The sequence below is a fragment of the Arthrobacter sp. NicSoilB8 genome, from assembly GCF_019977355.1.
GTDB lineage: Bacteria > Actinomycetota > Actinomycetes > Actinomycetales > Micrococcaceae > Arthrobacter.
This window is the reverse complement of record NZ_AP024656.1, coordinates 131,724-150,293: the sequence shown is the minus strand read 5'-3', so window position 1 is coordinate 150,293 and position 18,570 is coordinate 131,724. Positions and strand designations below refer to the sequence as shown.

Here is an 18,570-nt window from a genome sequence, read left to right as displayed (position 1 = left end):
GGCGGCTGTTTTCTCAGCCCGTGTATACCGCCTGCAGATCAATGGTGATTGTGACTTTCTCTCCGATCAGAACGCCGCCTGTCTCAAGCGCGGCGTTATAGGCCAGTCCAAAGTCAGTGCGGTCGATAGTCGTCGTCGCGACTATGCCAGCTCTGTAATTGCCGTACGGGTCGCTGCCGAAACCGCCAATTTCCAGGTCGAATGTAGTGGTCCGGGTTACGCCCTTAATCGTGAGCTCGCCGTCTACAAACAGGGCGCCTCCGGCGACGCGAACGGACGTACTCTTGAAGTGAATCTGGGGATGAGTGTCTGCCTCGAAAAAGTCGCCGGCGCGCAGATGGGCGTCTCGGTTCGGTTCGTTCGTGTTGATGGACGCGACTTCAGCGGTGGCTTCGACGGACGAGTCCTGGATGCTTTGGCCAGTGACGAAGGTGGCGGAGAACTGTTCGAACTTGCCATTTACCTTGCTGATCATAAGGTGGCGAACACTGAAGGAGACCTCTGAGTGCGAGCGGTCAACGGTCCAGGTGCCAGCCTTGTAGCCGGCAATTGTTTGGGTCTCAGTCATGGTGATTCTCCTTGAAATATGGTGGCCCCGACTTCGGGACTACAGTGTGGTCAGGACCTGCGCGAGACAGTCTTCCTGTACTGTTCCTGTGACTTCGCCAGCAACCAGCACTTCGATTGGGGAGTAGCCCATCGCCACCCCCCGGGCCGCGTTCCGAAACCCATCTGAGCAGCTCGATGTCATTGCGTCCGTCCGCCACAGCCATCACCCGTTCCCGAGGGATGCCCAGTTCGTATCGCGCTCGTTCAGCCGCTGTGGACTAATCAACGCCCTCAGCTCCGATGTCCAGCCAGGCGGTCCAGCCAATGGCGCATCGGGGAACGGTTCGGTGTGCCGGTACTGCCCGTGATTATCTTCGACAGCGAAGCGGGCGCTCTCAAAGTCCGTGCGGATTGACCGGAGCATGTCGGTCGGGTCGAAAGATTCCACCCGTTCACGCGGGCAGCCGCTTGGAGCACCGGGGTCACGCTGCAGGGTAATAGCTCCATTGGAACAGGCCAGGAACCGAGGAGTGATGCCGAGGCACTCGAGCACCGGCATGGTGGCTGCAAAGGGGTGGCCGGTATCGAGCATCGCCTGGTGTCCGGCAGTGTCGAGGCGGCGCACCTGTTAGATGACGACGCCGCTTATGGACCCGTCTGGGTGCTGTGCGGTGCCGTCGATGTCCACGACGAAGAGCCAGGGTGATGCCTGAGGCAACTGACTAGGCAGATGAAATATCCTCTCGCTCCCGGGCCCAAGCCAAGCAGGTTGGGATAGAGTCCTGAAGCGGTGTGTGACGTCGGCTTGAACGACGCTGCGGGCGCCGATCGGGCCGTTTGGGGTGACCGGTTGCGGCCCGATCAGCGGTATTGGACTTAGTGAGAGCCTGGTGTGTAGTGGCCGGGGACCATGCGGGTTGAAACGCCGAAGCGGTTGAATGCGTTGATGGCCACGATCGCCGCGATCAGGTGGGCGAGTTCGGTCTCGGTGAACAAGGCGGCGGCCTGCTGGTATACCTCGTCTTGGACGAAGCCGTCCGTGAGTACTGTGACCGCTTCGGTCAGTTCAATTGCCGCGATTTCTCGTGCGGTGTAGAAGTGTTTGGACTCGGTCCAGGCGTTGAGTTGGATGATCCGTTCTGCGGTTTCTCCGGTCGCAATGGCGTCTTTGCTGTGCATGTCGAGGCAGAAGGCGCATTGGTTGATCTGTGACGCGCGGATTTTGATCAGGTTGAGTAGGGCGGGATCGATGCCGTTCTTGGCGGCTGTGTCGAGGCGGAGCATGGCTTTGAAGACTTCGGGGGCGGCCGTCATCCAGTCGAGGCGCGGTGTGTGTTCTGTCAGGAGTACTTCGTTTTCGGGTGCCGTAGTTATCGTCATGGCTTCCACATTACGGATGATGCGGCTTGGGGTTAAGGTCCATTTCTTCGGTGTTTTCCCAGACCAATTCAGGCGTGTTCCCGTTTTGTCGTCGACCATCATCTCTCGGGGCGCCAAGGCTGGGTCGTGCTACGAGGGGGCACTGAGAGCACTCGGCGTTCTAGTGACCGGAAGATCCTGCAATCCGCGCCGAAGTTCCCAGCGATGACTGTACGCCATCAATAAGGTCGTGGCGCTGCTCGCCGCAGTTGACAGGGACGACACAAGGGCGGTGCGTACGAGTCAGCGACTCTAGATGGGAATTTCTGCTGAATGAATACGGGGCTCGGTCACGGGTTTCCTTCAGCCAGCCGGCAACCTCAGCTGCCCAGTAAGTAAGCACTCTGCTGGCGCCGGCACGCCGACTGCTCAGAACTAATTCGGTGACGGCTGGTCGCCGATCTACCATCCACTCGCTGCTGCAGCTTCGATCACCGCACACTCACCCGAGGCCTGGTACGCGGCAACGGGCACAGGGCTCATGGCTGCCTCGTCGGCCACAATGTCCAGGCAGCTCGTAGCGGGTCTGGCCATGACTATGTCCGCTCCCTCGGCCAGGTCCAACTTTAGCTCGTGAAGTGCCTCGCGGCGGTTTCCGGCGTCCATTTGGTAGGTACGACGATCGCGCTTGAGCTGGGAGTCGACAGCTTCGCGGAATGGGCCGCAGTACGCCGAGGTACGCCGAGGCCTACTTGGCACTGTAGGCGATGACGCGGAGTGACGTGTGCCCGGCGCCGTCCAGTGCCGTCCGGATGGCCGCCATCTGACCCCCGCATCGCTGCGGCTGATCATGCCCTCTGGCCGTCCCCCAGCAGAGGGCAGGAATCTTCGCCGCCATTCATGTCGTCGCGTACATCGCCTTCGGCCTGCCGGTCATCATCGCGGGCCAGTTCGCCGCTCCCTTCCGCCTCGTACCCACGATGGTCGGATACGGAAACGCGACAGTCCTCCTCCCACTCATTAGCCTTATCGCGCAGTTTCGCATCCCGCGGCGCTCAAGTTTGAACGACTATGCGCCCGGCGAAACATTCTGAGCCCTAGCAAGGGAGTCCCGACCTTGAGCGAACCACACGGCCCTGACGAAGGTCGCGGACCGAAGTCTCAGGCAGTCCCCGATGCCTGCCTCCCGGGCAGCCGAGACCCTGGTCCAGATCCGATAGGTATCCCTGCGCCAGCGCGAACAGCAGGACACCCAGGCCGCGAACGTCACGACGCCTCGGTCGTACCGGAAAACCATCAGAACTCTTGAGCTCGACGAAAGGGATGGTCAGTGTTTCAACTGCAGGCTGAGACGGTCCACACCGTGCATGGCATCCGCCGCCCGCACCAGGGTCAGGTGGGAGAAGGCTTGGGGAAAGTTTCCCGCCATCCGATTGTCCTTCATTGAGTATTCTTCGCTGAGCAGGCCGAGGTCGTTGGAGAGTCCCACCAGCATGTCCATCAGGTTCCCGGCGTCGGTCCGGCGGCCCGAGCGGGCGTACTGTTCCACCAGCCAAAATGAACACGCGAGGAATGGATGCTCACCCGGTTCCAATCCGTCAACTCCCGTCTCAGTGCGGTAGCGCAGCAGCAGTCCCTCCGCGGTGAGCAGCTCTCTTTCCAGCTGAGCGACGGTGCCGAGCATGCGCTCATCGTCATAGGCCAGGAAGCCAACCTGCGGCAAGGCCAGCAGGGCGGCGTCCGTCTGCTGACCGCCGTAGGTTTGCGTGAACGAGTTGAGGTCCCGGTTGAATCCGAGCAGATCTACTACGCTAAATTAGCTCCCTCATCAGCCGAGGCCACGGTAAGAAGAGGGCCTAAACCGTCCGAAACCAATTCGGTCTAAGGAGGTCGGGTGAGGCAAAGCAGGCGACCGAACTCGGCCGCAATTGACCCTGCACGAACGACGTGTGGCCCCCTCTTCTGAGGAATCGGGGGCCACAAGTGTCTGGGAGCGCCCCGGCGCCTAGTGTTCCGGGGACTTCTGGGCAAACTGGACGGGGACTTCCGTGCCCTCAGCGTCGATCAGCTTGCCGCCTTCGAACCGGTCGCCGTCGGCCAGGCACTTGAGGTCGTCTTCGGTCACCACCCGTCGCCCGGTACCCGCCACGGTGATCGACTGGTTCTCCGAGTTGCCCGCTTTGAAGTGGTTGAAGAGCAGGTTTAGGCAGATGGCCATGATGGCGGCAGAGCTGATGCCCGAGTGGAAGATGGTGGCAAACCAGGGCGGGGTCTTATCGTAGAACGTGGGTGCGACGATCGGGATCATGCCGAAGCCGATGGAGGCGGCCACGATGATCAGGTTCATGTTGTTCCGGTACTCCACTTTAGCTAGTGTCCGGATTCCGCTGGCGGCGACGGTGCCGAAGAGAACTATGCCAGCACCGCCTAGCACGGCGGTGGGGACGGCTGCAACGACTCGGCCAAGTATCGGAAGCAGGCCCAGGAGAACCAGGATGAGACCGCCGGCTGCCACCACGTAACGGCTTTTCATCTTGGTGACGGCGACGAGTCCGACATTTTGGGCGAAGGCGCTCTGGGGGAACGAACCGAAAATTGGTGCCACCAGGCTGGAAACCATATCCGCGCGCAACCCAGCTGCGATGCGCTTGGAATCTGTTTTGGTGCCGATGATTTCGCCGACGGCCAGGATGTCGGCCATGGTTTCGGTCAGGATAACGACCATCACGATCACCATGGAGATGATGGCTGCGATCTCAAACGTGGGGATGCCAAGGTGGAAGGGCGTGGGAAACGCGACGACTGGGCCGTCGCCCACCTTCGAGAAGTCCGCCATGCCGACGACAACGGAGACTAGGGTTCCGATCACCATGGCGAGGAGGATGGACAGGCGGGAAATCGTTGCCCTGCCTACCTTACTCAGCACGAGGACCAGGGCAAATGTCAAGGCGGCCAGACCGAGGTTAGCCATGCTGCCGTAGTCCTCGGCCTTTTTGTTCCCGCCCATGGCCCAGTTCGCCGCCACCGGCATGAGCGTCAGGCCGATAGTGGTGATAACGGTGCCGGTCACCACGGGTGGGAAGAATCGGACGATCCTCGAAAAGACGGGCGCGATCAGGAGACCGATGGCTGCGGACGCGATGACCGCACCGAACACGGCCGGAAGCCCGCCGCCGCCAGTCACGATGGCGACCATAGTCGCGACGCTGGAGAACGACACTCCCTGCACCAATGGTAATTGGCAACCAAAGAACGGGAGGCCGATAGTCTGCAGGAGCGTTGCCAGGCCCCCCACAAAGAGAGCGGCGGCGATCAGGATGCCGATGTCGTTAGGCGCTAGACCGGCAGCCTGACCGACGATAAGGGGAACGGCGATAATGCCGCCATACATGCTCAGGACGTGCTGGAAGCCGTAAGCGAAGCTGCTCCCGATGGAGACCCGTTCGTCTTCAGGCCGGTTACTTGGCCGCTTGGTACCAGCCTTGGAGGGACTTTTCTGGTTCATGGTGAACTCTCTGATTCATGACAGACGTCTTCGTCTGCTCAACATTGTCTGGCTAACAAGATGATGGGAGATCCTTCTGTGGATTTTGGTCCAGAGAACGGTCGTGTGGAGGTCCCGCAGGGCCCGATGAGTGGACAAGACACGGTCGGGTGAACCTGAGGTTGCTGCGGGCTTAGCAAATGCCCGCGAAGCCGGTCAACGCGACGGAGCGCAGGCGTCGTCGCGCCGGAACGGGGAAAATTGGGCGCGCGTTCGCAAAATTGACTTCCAGAATAGCCCAGCATCGACGTGGTGTGCATCACACTGCCGCGCGTAGAAGTGGTGATTCGGGTAGGTGAACGCCATCGGATCTGACTTCCAGAGTTTGCCCGTAGGGAACGTCGCTACTTAACTCGGCTGTGTAAGTCGAATGGTCATGTCTGGTGAGAAGTATGCCGGAGGATGGTCGCTCTAGGGCGGCAAGGATGAGCAGTCCGACGGCTTCATTGATTGATTCTTGGACGCTTTCGGCGTCGAGGGCGGTGATGCGGATTGCTGTTGGACTAACTTGTTCGGTGGTCATCTACGGACTTTCGTGCAAAGGGGGCGGCGCCTTTGGCCTCTCCTCTGAATCATGCGGGAGGTTCAAGACGATGGATACGAACGGGCGTGGCATCGCCGTCGATAGCAGGAAGATTCCACTTCCAGCTCTTCGGGCGCTGTTCTTTACCGCTTGAGGAGGCGCTCTGTCCTTCCCGGTTGACCTGTTCGGGCAGGCGAAAGGACGCCAATTTGCTCCCGTGGTACGGAGCATCCATCCACTGAAGTACCAGCCGCATCCGCGCCACCCTTTTACGCCTTTCAGGCGCTGTTGCTCGTCCACTCGGTTACCAGCCGCGCTCTGCGAGGCGGTGGGGCTGCGGGATCTCGTCGACGTTGATGCCGACCATGGCCTCGCCCAGGCCGCGGGAGGCCTTGGCGATCTCGTCCGGGTCGTCGTAGAAGGTGGTGGCCTTCACGACGGCGGCGGCACGCTGGGCCGGGTTGCCGGACTTGAAGATGCCGGAGCCGACGAACACGCCGTCGGCGCCGAGCTGCATCATCATTGCGGCGTCGGCCGGGGTGGCGATGCCGCCGGCGGTGAACAGGACCACCGGGAGCTTGCCGGTCGCGGCAACCTCCTTGACCAGTTCGTACGGGGCCTGCAGTTCCTTGGCCGCAACGTAGAGCTCGTCCTCGGGCAGGGAGGCGAGCTTGAGGATCTCGGCGCGGATCTGGCGCATGTGCGTCGTGGCGTTGGAGACGTCCCCGGTGCCGGCCTCACCCTTGGACCGGATCATCGCCGCACCCTCATTGATACGGCGCAGCGCCTCACCCAGGTTGGTCGCACCGCAGACGAACGGAACCGTGAACTTCCACTTGTCGATGTGGTTGGTGTAGTCGGCCGGGGTCAGGACCTCGGACTCGTCGATGTAGTCCACGCCCAAAGACTGCAGGACCTGCGCCTCGACGAAGTGCCCGATCCGGGCCTTGGCCATGACCGGCACGGACACGGCCGCGATGATCGCCTCGATCATGTCCGGATCGGACATCCGGGACACGCCGCCCTGGGCACGGATATCGGCCGGAACACGTTCCAGCGCCATCACGGCCACGGCACCGGCGTCTTCGGCGATGCGGGCCTGCTCGGCGTTGACGACGTCCATGATGACGCCGCCCTTGAGCATCTCCGCCATGCCGCGCTTGACGCGGCTGCTGCCCGACAGGCCGCGCGTCACTGGCTTAGTTGTGCTCATGCAAAGCTCCTTGAGAGAAAGTTCCCGCGATCTTGCTTGCCGCGCTACTGGCGAGGGTGGCGAGATCGTTGAAGCTGTAGAGGTGGATGCCCTCGACAGCTACGGGGGGTTCGCTCAACTCTGCGATGAGGTCTCGGGGCGAGTACCGACCGCCGCTTAGCAGGCGGCGGCCAAGGGGACCCTGGCGGCTGAGGAATTTGAGGGAGGTACCGACACCGATCTTGGTTGCGAGCGAGACCAGTTTGCCCTTCGGAAGAATGCCGGCCACGCCTGCCCAGACGGGCAGCTCCACCCCTTCCCGGCGCAGCAGCGCCGCGTAGTCCAGGATCTTCGGAGCGGAGAAGCACATCTGCGTGACAAGATGCGTGGCCAGATGATGTTTGGCCACGAGGGAGTCCACGAGGTGAAGTGCGCTCAGGCCCGGGTGACCCTCAGGGTAGCCTGCAATGCCAACTCCAATCCGGCCGCCCGAAAACTCTGCGATGTCTTCCACGAGATGAAGGCTGGAACCGTATGGACCTGCTGCTTCCGGCGCGTCGCCTCCGACCGCGAAGACCTCGTTAATACCGGCGACTTCGCAGTCTCTGATGATGCTGGCGAGCTCGGAACGGTCTTGTAGACTGCGCGCCGCAAGGTGGGGAACCACGCTGTATCCGAGCAGACGAAGTTGAATGGCCGTCTGCATGGTCCGCCGGACTCCGTGGTGAGGCAGGCAGGTAATTGTGAGCGTCGTGTCTAAGGGCACGGCGTTGTGGACTCGAGTGACGATGTCATCGGTGGGGACGATCTCGATTCTGGTGGGAAGCATCTTTTGGTCCTCTGCAGGTGTCAGACGCCGGCGTGCGCGGCGAGGATGGAGCTGGCTTCCTGGCGGGTGCTGCCGGAGCTTTCGATGTGGGCGAGCTGGGCCGGGATTTCCCGGCCCTTTTTGCGCATCGCGGTGGCCCAGAGCCGGCCGGCGCGGTAGGAGGACCGCACCAGGGGCCCGGACATGACGCCCAGGAAGCCGATCTCGTCCGCCTCGTTCTGCAGGTCGACGAATTCCTGCGGCTTGACCCAGCGGTCCACCGGCAGGTGCCGTTCGGACGGGCGCAGGTACTGGGTGATCGTGATGAGGTCGCAGCCGGCCTCGTGCAGGTCCCGCAGGGCCTCGGAAATCTCGTCGCGGGTCTCGCCCATGCCCAGGATCAGGTTGGACTTGGTCACCATGCCGAGCTTCCGGCCCTGGGTGATGACGTCCAGGGACCGCTCGTAGCGGAACGCGGGACGGATCCGCTTGAAGATCCGCGGCACGGTTTCGACGTTATGGGCGAAGACCTCGGGCTTGGAGTCGCAGATCGCCTCGATGTGCTCGGGCTTGCCGGAGAAGTCCGGGATCAGCAGTTCGACGCCGGTGCCCGGGTTCAGCTCGTGGATCTTGCGGACCGTCTCGGCGTAGAGCCAGACGCCCTCATCGGCGAGGTCATCGCGGGCCACCCCGGTCACGGTGGCGTAGCGCAGCTGCATGGACTGCACCGAGCGGGCCACCTTGGTGGGCTCGAAGACATCCACGGGCGAGGGCTTGCCGGTGTCGATCTGGCAGAAGTCGCAGCGCCGGGTGCATTCGGAGCCGCCGATCAGGAAGGTCGCTTCCTTGTCTTCCCAGCATTCGAAGATGTTGGGGCAGCCGGCCTCTTCACACACCGTGTGGAGGCCTTCCTTCTTGACGAGGTTTTTGAGCTGGACAAACTCGGGGCCCATCTGGACCTTGGCCTTGATCCATTCCGGCTTACGCTCCACCGGTGTGGCCGCATTGCGCTGCTCAATGCGCAGCATCTTCCGGCCTTCTGGTGCCAGTGTCACAGTAGAGCTCCTTTGCGTGTTGATAGCGACACTCCTGCCAGTCCAAGAACCGGTCCTGAGGCTTGAGTTAGTCAGGGTGGGTTGCATAGAAACGTCGCCCCAACGATGATTGCGAGAAGGCAGAGAAAAGTTAAAGTGACCAACCATGTCTCATTCCGCAACTGTTGTTCCAGTGACCTCGGCGGCCGACGGTGCAGCTCGCCCGAGGAGGTTTCGGTCCCGCCCTCAACTTGACTGACCACTTTCGACATCAATCAGCACTCCACGACGTTCACGGCGAGGCCGCCCATCGCGGTTTCCTTGTATTTGGAGGACATGTCCTTGCCGGTCTCGCGCATGGTCACGATGACTTCGTCGAGGGAGACGCGGTGTGTGCCGTCGCCCCACAGGGCTATCTTGGCGGCGTTGATGGCCTTCGCTGCTGCGATCGCGTTGCGTTCAATGCAGGGGATCTGGACGAGGCCTCCGATCGGATCGCAGGTCAGGCCAAGGTTGTGCTCCATCGCGATTTCCGCGGCGTTCTCCACCTGCTGGGGCGTGCCGCCCATGACTTCGGCCAGGCCGGCGGCGGCCATCGACGACGCCGAGCCCACCTCGCCCTGACAGCCGACCTCTGCGCCGGAGATCGAGGCCTGTTCCTTGTACAGCACCCCGACGGCGGCCGCGGTCAGCAGGAACTTGACCACGACGTCGTCGCGGTCGGCCTGGGTTGCCTTGTCCATGCCGGGGGCGAAGTGCAGCGCGTAGTAGAGCACGGCCGGGATGATGCCCGCGGCGCCGTTGGTGGGGGCGGTGACCACACGGCCGCCCGAGGCGTTTTCCTCATTCACGGCCAGGGCAATCAGGTTGACCCATTCCTGCCAGTACTTCGGGTTCCGGTCCTTGTCCTCCTTCATGAGGCGCTCGTGCCAGTCCGGGGCACGGCGCCGGACCTTGAGGCCGCCGGGCAGCAGCCCGGTGCGCTTGAGGCTGACCTCGACGCAGCCTTCCATCACCGAGTAAATGTGCAGGAGCCCTTCGCGGATCTCCTCCCCGGTGCGTGAGGCGCGCTCGTTGACGAACATGATCCCGCCGATGGACAAGCCAATGGATCGGCAGTGCCCCAGCAGTTCAGCGGCCGTGCGGAACGGCAGGGGAAGCTCTTTCTTCGATTCGTCGAGTTCCTTCAGGGCCGCCTCTTCCTCGCCCTCGCGGACGATGAAGCCGCCGCCCACGGAGAAGAACGTGGCGCTGTGCAGGACCTCGCCGTCGGCGTCCGAGACGGTGAACGTCATCCCGTTGGTGTGCCGGGGCAGGATGGTGAGCGGCCGCAGGACCATGTCCTTCACCCCGTACGGCAGGGGAACAGCTCCGGCCAGTTGCAGGGTGCCGGTCTCCTCGATCGTGGCGAGCCGGCCCTCGACCTCCTCGGGCAGGATCTGCTCGGGATGGAAGCCTTCGAGCCCGAGCAGGATGGCGGTCATCGTGCCGTGGCCGTGGCCGGTCGCGGCAAGCGAACCATAGAGGTCCACCCGCAACGACGCCACGCGGTCAAGGACTCCGGACGTTTTGAGCTCTTCGGCAAACACGGCGGCGGCCCGCATGGGGCCCACCGTGTGGGAGCTGGATGGCCCTATGCCGATGGAAAAGAGGTCAAAGACTCCAACAGCCATTGTCGGTTCCTAACTAGGTATTGTTTGTGGTGGTTCGGCAGATGGTCTGCCGGACGATCGTGAGGCAGCACTGTAGGTGTTCGACGCCGGGCGGCGGCTTGTGGCGGCAGCCCGGCGTCGTGGGTCACAACGTCTCGCTATGCGAGTTCGGTTACGGAGGGGTAGAGCGGGTGGGCGGCGGCGAGGGCCTCCACCCGGGTACGCAGACCGGACAGGTCCGCACCGGCGTCGGCGGTCAGGGCCTCGGCGATGATGTCGGCGACCTCGGTGAAGGCCGCTTCGCCGAAGCCGCGGGTGGCCAGCGCCGGGGTGCCGATCCGCAGGCCGGAGGTGACCATCGGCGGGCGCGGGTCGAACGGGACGGCGTTGCGGTTGACGGTGATGTCGATGGCCGCGAGGCGGTCCTCGGCTTCCTGCCCGTTGAGCTCGCAGCTGCGCAGGTCCACGAGGACCAGGTGCACGTCGGTGCCGCCGGAGATCACGTTGATCCCCTTGGCGGTGACGTCCGGCTGGACCAGACGGTCGGCGAGGATCCGTGCACCGGCCAGGACACGTTCCTGGCGCTCCTTGAACTCCGGGGACGCGGCGATCTTGAAGGCCACGGCCTTGCCGGCGATCACGTGCTCCAACGGGCCGCCCTGCTGTCCGGGGAACACCGCGGAGTTGATCTTCTTCGCGATGTCGGCGTCGTTGGTGAGGATGATGCCGCCGCGCGGACCGGCAAGGGTCTTGTGCGTGGTGGACGTCGTGACATGGGCGTGCGGGACCGGGCTCGGGTGCAGCCCGGCCGCCACGAGGCCGGCGAAGTGGGCCATGTCCACCATGAGGTAGGCGCCCACGGAGTCGGCAATCCGGCGGAACTCGGCGAAGTCGAGCTGGCGGGCGTACGCGGACCAGCCGGCAACGATCAGCTGCGGCTTGTGCTCCCGGGCCAGGGCCTCGACCTCGGCCATGTCGATCCGGTGGTCATCCTCGCGGACCTGGTACGGGATGACGTTGTAGAGCCGGCCGGAGAAGTTGATCTTCATGCCGTGGGTCAGGTGCCCGCCGTGCGCCAGGTTCAGGCCCATGATGGTGTCGCCCGGACGGATCAGGGCGTGCATCACGGAGGCGTTGGCCTGGGCGCCGGAGTGCGGCTGGACGTTGGCGTACTCGGCGCCGAACAGGGCCTTGACCCGGTCGATCGCAAGCTGCTCGATCACGTCAACGTGCTCGCAGCCGCCGTAGTAGCGCTTGCCCGGGTAGCCCTCGGCGTACTTGTTCGTCAGCACCGAACCCTGCGCCTGCATGACGGCCCTGGCGGTGTGGTTCTCCGAGGCAATCATCTCCAGGCCCCCGCGCTGGCGGGTGAGCTCGTCGTCGATCTTCGCGGCGATCTCCGGGTCCAGGACGGACAGGTCCGCGTCCATGCTCGGCGAGACAACCTGCTCAATGGCTGCTGTCGTGATCACAGTTCACCGCCGTTGGCGGCCGCGTACTCGGCGGCGCTCAGCAGTGGGCCCGCTTCGGTCACGGCGACCTTGAAGAGCCAGCCGGCACCGTACGGATCGCTGTTGATCAGCGCGGGGTCCTCGACGACGGCGGCGTTGACCTCCGTGACCTCGCCCGTGACCGGGGCGTACAGGTCCGAGACGGACTTGGTCGATTCGACCTCGCCGCAGGTCTCGCCCGCGGTCACCGCGGAGCCGACCTCGGGCAGGTCAACGTACACGATGTCGCCGAGGGCGTCCGCCGCGACGGCGGAAATGCCGATTCCTACAGGCCCGGCCCCATCAGAGGCAACCCACTCGTGCTCGGCCGAGTATTTCAGTTCAGCAACTACTTTGCTCATCTCAATTCCTTCTTTTCTTCCAGTTCGTAAAGCTTGTTTGTCCCAGGACCGACGGGCCAAAGGCGACCCGACGGGACCTACTTTTGGCGCTTGTAGAACGGCAGCGCGACCACTTCGAAGGGCTCGGTCTTGCCGCGCAGGTCGACGTCGACGATCGTGCCCGGTTCTGAGTGCTCGACGTCGACGTAGGCCAGGGCGACCGGGTAACCGAGCGTCGGGCTCGGCTGACCCGAGGTCACCTCGCCGATGAGCGATCCGTTCTTGAGGACGGAGTAATGGGCTCGCGCTGCCCGGCGGCCCGTGCCCTTGAGTCCCACTAGTTTTAGGCCGATGGACGATCCGACGCCGACGGCCTTGATCGCCGTCAGCGCCTCCTTGCCCACAAAGTTGCTTTCCTTGGCGAGCGAGACAACCGGGCCCAGGCCGGCGGCGAACGGGTTGCCTTCGAGGGAGAGTTCGTTGCCGTACAGCGGCATGCCGGCTTCGAGCCGCAGGGAGTCGCGGGAGGCGAGCCCGGCGGGGGTCAGCTCGCCGTCCCCGGCGACGGCGATGAGCGCCTGCCAGAGGGCAGCGGCGTCGTGGTTGTCCACGAAGATCTCGAAGCCGTCTTCGCCGGTGTAGCCGGTGCGGGCCAGCAGGAGGTCCTGGCTGGTGCCGCCGACCATGAAGGGGACCTCCACGGCGGCATAGTACTTCAGGCCGGTGACGAGCTCGTGCTGCGCGGCCGGGACCAGGCGGAGCAGGATGGCCTCCGCCTTGGGGCCCTGGACGGCGATCAGCGAGGTGTCGGCGGAGGCGTCCTGGACGGTGACCTCAAAGCCTGCAGCGCGCTCAGCCATTGCAGCTGCGACCACCTTGGCGTTGCCCGCGTTGGGCACGACGAGGAACTTCTGCTCGCCGCGGCGGTAGGTGATGAGGTCGTCGATGATGCCGCCGTCCTCGTTGCAGATCAGCGAGTACTTGGCCTTGCCGATCGCCATGGCGGAGATCTTGCCGACCAGGGCGTAGTCGAGGAAGGCTGCGGCGTCCGGGCCGGTGACCCAGACTTCGCCCATGTGGGAGAGGTCGAACAAGCCCGCGGAGTTGCGGACGGCGTGGTGCTCGGCGAGTTCGGAGCTGTACTTGAGCGGCATCTGCCAGCCGCCGAAGTCCGTGAAGGAGGCGCCGAGCTTCTTGTGCTCTTCGTAAAGTGCCGTGTAATTCTCAGTCATCGTTGGCTGTCCCTAGTTGTCAGAGGCGGAGTCGTCGGAGTGGACTGCTGTGTCTTCTTCGAAGGATTCGAGGGAAGGGCAGGAGCAGATCAGGTGGCGGTCGCCCGCGGCGCCGTCGATCCGGCCGACCGGCGGGAAGTACTTGTCCTGCTTGAGCGTGTGGACCGGGAAGACCGCCTGCTCGCGCGGGTACTCGCGGGTCCAGTCGGTGCTGATCACGGCGGCGGCGGTGTGCGGGGCGTTGCGCAGCGGGCTGTGCTCCACGGTGAACTCGCCGTGGGCCACCTGGTCGATCTCGGCCCGGATGGTGATCATGGCCGTGATGAACCGGTCGATCTCGCCGAGGTCCTCGGACTCGGTGGGCTCCACCATCAGGGTGCCGGCCACCGGGAACGCCAGGGTGGGGGCATGGAAGCCGTAGTCGATCAGGCGCTTGGCCACGTCCTCGGCGGTCACACCGGTCTTGGCCGTGAGTTCGCGCAGGTCCAGGATGCACTCGTGGGCCACGAGACCGCCTTCGCCGGTGTAGAGCACCGGGAAGGAATCATTCAGGCGGGCCGCGATGTAGTTCGCCGCGAGCAGTGCCGACTTGGTGGCCTCGGTGAGTCCCTGGCCGCCCATGAGTTTCACGTAGGCCCAGGAGATCGGCAGCACGCCGGCGGAGCCGTACCGGGAGGCGGAGATTGGGGTTCCGCTTTCGCCGTTGGCGGGATCAGCGGCGTTGCCCGGCATGAACGGGGCCAGGTGTGCCTTGGCCGCGACCGGGCCGACGCCGGGGCCGCCGCCGCCGTGCGGGATGCAGAAGGTCTTGTGCAGGTTCAGGTGCGAGACGTCGCCGCCGAACATGCCCGGCTGGGCCAGCCCGACGAGCGCGTTGAGGTTGGCGCCGTCGATGTAGACCTGGCCGCCGGCGGCGTGGATCGCGTCGCAGACCTCGCGGACGTCGGCGTCGTACACCCCGTGCGTGGACGGGTAGGTGATCATGATCGCGGACAGGACGTCCTTGTTGGCCTCAATCTTGGCGGTGAGGTCGGCGTGGTCGATCGTGCCGTCGGAGGCAGTGGCCACGACAACGACCTTCATGCCGGCCAGCACGGCCGAGGCCGCGTTGGTGCCGTGCGCCGAGGCCGGGATCAGGCAGATGTTGCGCTGATCGTCGCCGCGGGAACGGTGGTAGCCGCGGATCGCCAGCAGGCCCGCCAGCTCGCCCTGGGATCCGGCGTTGGGCTGGATGGAGACCTGGTCGTAGCCGGTGATCTCGGTCAGCTGGGCCTCGAGGTCCTCGATCAGTTCGCGCCAGCCCGCGGTCTGGGAGTCCGGGGCGAAGGGGTGGATGGAGGCAAACTCCGGCCAGGAGATCGCTTCCATCTCGGCCGTGGCGTTCAGCTTCATGGTGCACGAACCCAGCGGGATCATGGTGCGGTCCAGCGCGAGGTCGCGGTCCGAGAGCCGGCGGATGTAACGCAGAAGCTGGGTCTCGGAACGGTGGGTGTTGAACACCGGGTGCTGCAGGTAGTCCGAGGTCCGCTCGACGGCGGCATCCAGGACGAAGCCATCCAAAGCGCTACTTTCGTCGTCAACAAGGCAGGCTCCGTGGGCGGCGACTATCGCAAAGGCGGCCATCACGGACTCAAGGACTCCGCGGGTCGTCCGCTCATCAACGGAAAGCCCTACAACGTCGGAGTCAACCCGCCGGAGGTTGATGCCCTTGGCGGCAGCGGCGGCAACAACCTGAGTCGCCTTACCCGGAATTCGAACGGCCACGGTGTCGAAGAAGGAGGTGTGCTGCACGTCCAGGCCGGCGGCCTTGAGCGAGGCGGCGATGGTCTTGGCGTGGCCGTGGACGGTCTGGGCGATGGCCTTCAGCCCGTCGGGGCCGTGGTAGACGGCGTAGAAGGAAGCCACGATCGCCAGCAGCGCCTGGGCGGTGCAGATGTTGGAGGTGGCCTTCTCGCGGCGGATGTGCTGCTCGCGGGTCTGCAGGGCCAGGCGGTAGGCCGGGACGCCGGCGTTGTCCTTGGAGACACCCACGAGGCGGCCGGGCATGGAGCGCTCGAGGCCCTTCTGGACGGCCATGTACGCGGCGTGCGGGCCGCCGAAGAACAGCGGCACGCCGAAGCGCTGGGCGGAGCCGACGGCGATGTCCGCGCCTTGCTCGCCGGGGGGCGTGATGAGGGTCAGGGACAGCAGATCCGCCGCGACGGTGACGAGCGCGCCGCGTTCCTTGGCTTCGGCGATCACGGCGGTGTGGTCGAACACGCGGCCGGAGACGCCCGGCTGCTGCAGGACGACGCCGTTGATCACGCCGTCGGGCAGGCCCTTGGAGAGGTCGGCGACCTCGACCTCGAAGCCGAGGGCTTCGGCGCGACCCTTGACGATCGCGATGGTCTGCGGGAGGCAGTCGGCGTCGAGGACGGTCTTTCCGTCATGCGCTTCCTTGTTCTTGTTGGCGCGGCGCATCATCAGCACGGCCTCGGCGACAGCCGTGGCTTCGTCCAGCAGCGAGGCGTTGGCGATCGGCAGGCCGACGAGGTCCTGGACCATGGTCTGGAAGTTCAGCAGCGCCTCGAGCCGGCCCTGGGAGATTTCCGGCTGGTAGGGCGTGTACGCGGTGTACCAGGCCGGGGCCTCGAGGATGTTGCGGCGGATCACCGGCGGGGTCACGGTGTCGTAATAGCCCTGACCGATCATCTGCACGGCCGTCTTGTTCTTGCCGGCCAGCTTGCGCAGCTCGGCGAGGACTTCCACTTCGCTCAGGGCCGCGCCGAGAGCGAGATCGGAGTCCTGGCGGATGTCTTTCGGAACGGCGGTGTGCACCAGGGCGTCGACGGTGTCGTAGCCGACAGCCTTCAGCATGGCGTCGACGTCAGACTGGCGACGGGCACCGATGTGCCGGTCAACGAAGGACGTGGAGGCTGGGGTAACAGTCACAAGGAACTCCATAACTCAGGCGGCGCAGGGTACGCCACATTGATTCGGGTTCCTCCCCGCTCTGTATTGGACCTGAGAGTTTCCGCGCAGCCATGCTTTCGCATGGCTTTGCTTGCACCGTGGGTGAGCCCTGAGGTTCCGGGCTGCTTTCCAGAGTTGCCTCACCGCGGCGGTACGGGGGCCTGAGAGATTCCTGGGGAGGATTTGCTCCTACGGCGCCTGCTTGTATCTACTTGCAGGGCTCTCCCGCCGCGATCAACAGCTGTATCACTTGTCGGTGATATGTCTCACACAATAACCGACCTCGGATAGGAGCGGGAGGTGAGGATGCAAAAAATGCAACCGTGAGGGTGTTGTAAAAAATGCAACTTAGGGCTTGTGCAGAAAATGCAACTGGGGGTTGTGGAACCCAAGATTTCGTTGCTAGAACTTATCGCAACGCATCCGGTGGAGGAATCTAATTGGAGCTTGCGGCATCCAGTTCAGTTATCCCGCAGCTTCGCACGATGCGGATATGTGCTGAAGATAAAAGGGAAGTATGTGGAATCAAAAGCATTTAGGATCAAGTTTGTCCGATTCCAAAAATGCTAATAGATATTATCTAAGCAGGCTTTTCCTGCGACACCAGTCAGTGTCCGGCAGGGGGCTAGGTTATAACGAGTTTGTACTCTACATTCAGCCTGCTTGTCTCTAGCACATGCCAGTAAGGTCGCTACGGGTGGTCCGCTACGACTGAGAAATAACAATCAAGGAGATCAGTATGAGTGACAAGTCCACTCTTGTTGGTGCAGGAAAAACCATTGCCTCAATGACCAATGGGTTCAATATCTATACTCGATACTTGTCGAGTGGTGTGCAGAAAGGACTCGAAGGGACCGGGTACTCCTACGTCGGCCGGCAGTCCGGGTTCGACAGCGGCCGCGAACTGGCGAACTTCGAAGAGCTGATCGAAATGGGCGTCGATGGAATCGTCATCATGCCGCATCAGCTGGAGTCTGCAGCTCGTGGCGCCGAACTCGCCGCAAAAGCTGGAATTCCCGTCGTTAGCCTGCTCCGTTTCGGCCCCGGTCCGCTGGACCCCTACATTGTTGGGTCCGTTCGCCAGGATGACCGCGTTCCGGACATCGCCGAGTGGGTAACCGAAAACACCGATCCCTGTGAAGTCCTCCTCGTACCCAGCGTCCTGGGACAGGGCTTCTCGGAGGAATACACCAAGACCCTCGAAGAATCATTTGAGAAGTTCGGCGGCGGCAAATGGAAGATCGTTGGCGCCGCTGAAGGCCGATACGACCGCTTCAAGTCCGCTGCGGCCGTAGAGGGTCTCTTGCGGGAACACCCCAATGCAAAGGTCATCATCGATTACGCCGCAGAAATGGCCATCGGTATTGCCCAGTACCTGAAGAAGACTGGCCGGACCGACATCGTCACGATTACCAGCGACTGCACCGAGGAAATGATCCCCTGGGTCAAGAACGGCGGCATCACCGCATCGCGCTACTACTCCCCGGCCTGGCACGGCCTTACGGGCGTCGAGGTTCTTCGAAACTACCTCGAGAATGGCGTGAAAGAACTGGAAGCCGTTCAGGTTCCCGTTGCCGACGTCATCGTCACAAAGGAAAACATCGATGAATGGACCGCAAAGCAGCCGGTGTGCTACGAGGAATACTTTGCCAATGTAGTGCGCATCCCCTAGTTACCGAAGTCCTAAGCAGCCATAACAAGAGGTTGCTAGTTAGGGATATTAGGTTGTTTGGGAATCCTCGGGGAGCTGATTACGCATTTAGTTATGACAGACCCGGATGCAGCACTTCGACTTTACGACTGCCCGACCACGCAAGGACGCTGTGGACGGTCAGTGCGAGGTGCACACAGCATTCAGTTATGGCAGGACCGGAAGCAGCTTTCATCTTTTGAC

13 protein-coding genes, 2 pseudogenes and 1 riboswitch are annotated in these 18,570 nt (G+C 63.3%); of the genes and pseudogenes, 1 reads left to right on the top strand and 14 read right to left on the bottom strand.

The features are described from left to right. Nucleotides 1–13 precede the first annotated feature (13 nt). From LDO15_RS22900 to gcvP, 14 genes and pseudogenes are all read right to left on the bottom strand, one after another. Complete coding sequence (locus LDO15_RS22900) at nt 14–568, bottom strand: YceI family protein (protein ID WP_223987807.1); 555 nt, start codon at nt 566–568, stop codon at nt 14–16. An 857-nt stretch (nt 569–1,425) separates the two neighbouring features. Next, the gene (locus LDO15_RS22895; RefSeq protein WP_223988162.1) at nt 1,426–1,929 is read right to left on the bottom strand and encodes a carboxymuconolactone decarboxylase family protein; all 504 of its coding nucleotides are present in this window, start codon (nt 1,927–1,929) and stop codon (nt 1,426–1,428) included. Between the two features lie 334 nt (nt 1,930–2,263). Then, nucleotides 2,264–2,737: pseudogene (locus LDO15_RS22890) on the bottom strand (porphobilinogen synthase); the annotation flags it as partial. Nucleotides 2,738–3,235: 498 nt separating this feature from the next. Then, a pseudogene (locus tag LDO15_RS22885) lies at nt 3,236–3,703 on the bottom strand (glycoside hydrolase family 15 protein); the annotation flags it as partial. Between the two features lie 210 nt (nt 3,704–3,913). Then, nucleotides 3,914–5,413 (bottom strand): nucleobase:cation symporter-2 family protein, encoded by a 1,500-nt coding sequence (locus LDO15_RS22880; protein WP_223987805.1) that lies wholly within the window; start codon nt 5,411–5,413, stop codon nt 3,914–3,916. Nucleotides 5,414–5,711: 298 nt separating this feature from the next. Continuing rightward, the gene (locus LDO15_RS22875) at nt 5,712–5,975 is read right to left on the bottom strand and encodes a hypothetical protein (RefSeq protein ID WP_223987802.1); all 264 of its coding nucleotides are present in this window, start codon (nt 5,973–5,975) and stop codon (nt 5,712–5,714) included. A 304-nt stretch (nt 5,976–6,279) separates the two neighbouring features. Beyond that, the gene (gene pdxS / locus LDO15_RS22870) at nt 6,280–7,188 is read right to left on the bottom strand and encodes a pyridoxal 5'-phosphate synthase lyase subunit PdxS (protein WP_223987799.1); all 909 of its coding nucleotides are present in this window, start codon (nt 7,186–7,188) and stop codon (nt 6,280–6,282) included. Next, nucleotides 7,175–7,996, bottom strand: a complete 822-nt coding sequence (locus LDO15_RS22865; protein WP_223987797.1) for a methylenetetrahydrofolate reductase — start codon at nt 7,994–7,996, stop codon at nt 7,175–7,177. Before LDO15_RS22865 ends, pdxS begins: the two co-directional genes overlap by 14 nt. A gap of 20 nt (nt 7,997–8,016) precedes the next feature. Then, nucleotides 8,017–9,030, bottom strand: a complete 1,014-nt coding sequence (gene lipA / locus LDO15_RS22860) for a lipoyl synthase (protein WP_223987795.1) — start codon at nt 9,028–9,030, stop codon at nt 8,017–8,019. A gap of 254 nt (nt 9,031–9,284) precedes the next feature. After that, a complete protein-coding gene (locus LDO15_RS22855; protein ID WP_223987793.1) occupies nt 9,285–10,682 on the bottom strand; it encodes an L-serine ammonia-lyase in 1,398 nt (465 codons plus the stop codon). Between the two features lie 137 nt (nt 10,683–10,819). Further along, nucleotides 10,820–12,091 (bottom strand): serine hydroxymethyltransferase, encoded by a 1,272-nt coding sequence (gene glyA, locus LDO15_RS22850; RefSeq protein ID WP_223988160.1) that lies wholly within the window; start codon nt 12,089–12,091, stop codon nt 10,820–10,822. 38 nt (nt 12,092–12,129) lie between these two features. Further along, a complete protein-coding gene (gcvH, locus tag LDO15_RS22845; protein ID WP_223987792.1) occupies nt 12,130–12,513 on the bottom strand; it encodes a glycine cleavage system protein GcvH in 384 nt (127 codons plus the stop codon). Between the two features lie 77 nt (nt 12,514–12,590). After that, on the bottom strand, nt 12,591–13,724 hold the full coding sequence (gene gcvT / locus LDO15_RS22840; RefSeq protein ID WP_223987790.1) for a glycine cleavage system aminomethyltransferase GcvT: 1,134 nt from the start codon (nt 13,722–13,724) through the stop codon (nt 12,591–12,593). 12 nt (nt 13,725–13,736) lie between these two features. Further along, the gene (gcvP, locus tag LDO15_RS22835; protein ID WP_223987788.1) at nt 13,737–16,667 is read right to left on the bottom strand and encodes an aminomethyl-transferring glycine dehydrogenase; all 2,931 of its coding nucleotides are present in this window, start codon (nt 16,665–16,667) and stop codon (nt 13,737–13,739) included. Nucleotides 16,668–16,815: 148 nt separating this feature from the next. Next, nucleotides 16,816–16,914, bottom strand: a riboswitch (glycine riboswitch). Between the two features lie 501 nt (nt 16,915–17,415). Here gcvP and LDO15_RS22830 point away from each other — a divergent pair. Beyond that, nucleotides 17,416–18,348: a sugar ABC transporter substrate-binding protein gene (locus LDO15_RS22830; protein WP_223987784.1), complete on the top strand. Its 933-nt coding sequence runs from the start codon at nt 17,416–17,418 to the stop codon at nt 18,346–18,348. Nucleotides 18,349–18,570: the final 222 nt, after the last annotated feature.

Bases quoted from the DNA above. Each gene is read 5' to 3' on its own strand.
- LDO15_RS22895 (WP_223988162.1), bottom strand. From the start codon at position 1,929: ATGACGATAACTACGGCACCCGAAAACGAAGTACTCCTGACAGAACAC.
- gcvT (WP_223987790.1), bottom strand. From the start codon at position 13,724: ATGACTGAGAATTACACGGCACTTTACGAAGAGCACAAGAAGCTCGGC.
- LDO15_RS22875 (WP_223987802.1), bottom strand. From the start codon at position 5,975: ATGACCACCGAACAAGTTAGTCCAACAGCAATCCGCATCACCGCCCTC.
- gcvP (WP_223987788.1), bottom strand. From the start codon at position 16,667: ATGGAGTTCCTTGTGACTGTTACCCCAGCCTCCACGTCCTTCGTTGAC.
- glyA (WP_223988160.1), bottom strand. From the start codon at position 12,091: ATGGACGCGGACCTGTCCGTCCTGGACCCGGAGATCGCCGCGAAGATC.
- LDO15_RS22865 (WP_223987797.1), bottom strand. From the start codon at position 7,996: ATGCTTCCCACCAGAATCGAGATCGTCCCCACCGATGACATCGTCACT.
- LDO15_RS22900 (WP_223987807.1), bottom strand. From the start codon at position 568: ATGACTGAGACCCAAACAATTGCCGGCTACAAGGCTGGCACCTGGACC.
- LDO15_RS22880 (WP_223987805.1), bottom strand. From the start codon at position 5,413: ATGAACCAGAAAAGTCCCTCCAAGGCTGGTACCAAGCGGCCAAGTAAC.
- LDO15_RS22855 (WP_223987793.1), bottom strand. From the start codon at position 10,682: ATGGCTGTTGGAGTCTTTGACCTCTTTTCCATCGGCATAGGGCCATCC.
- gcvH (WP_223987792.1), bottom strand. From the start codon at position 12,513: ATGAGCAAAGTAGTTGCTGAACTGAAATACTCGGCCGAGCACGAGTGG.
- pdxS (WP_223987799.1), bottom strand. From the start codon at position 7,188: ATGAGCACAACTAAGCCAGTGACGCGCGGCCTGTCGGGCAGCAGCCGC.
- LDO15_RS22830 (WP_223987784.1), top strand. From the start codon at position 17,416: ATGAGTGACAAGTCCACTCTTGTTGGTGCAGGAAAAACCATTGCCTCA.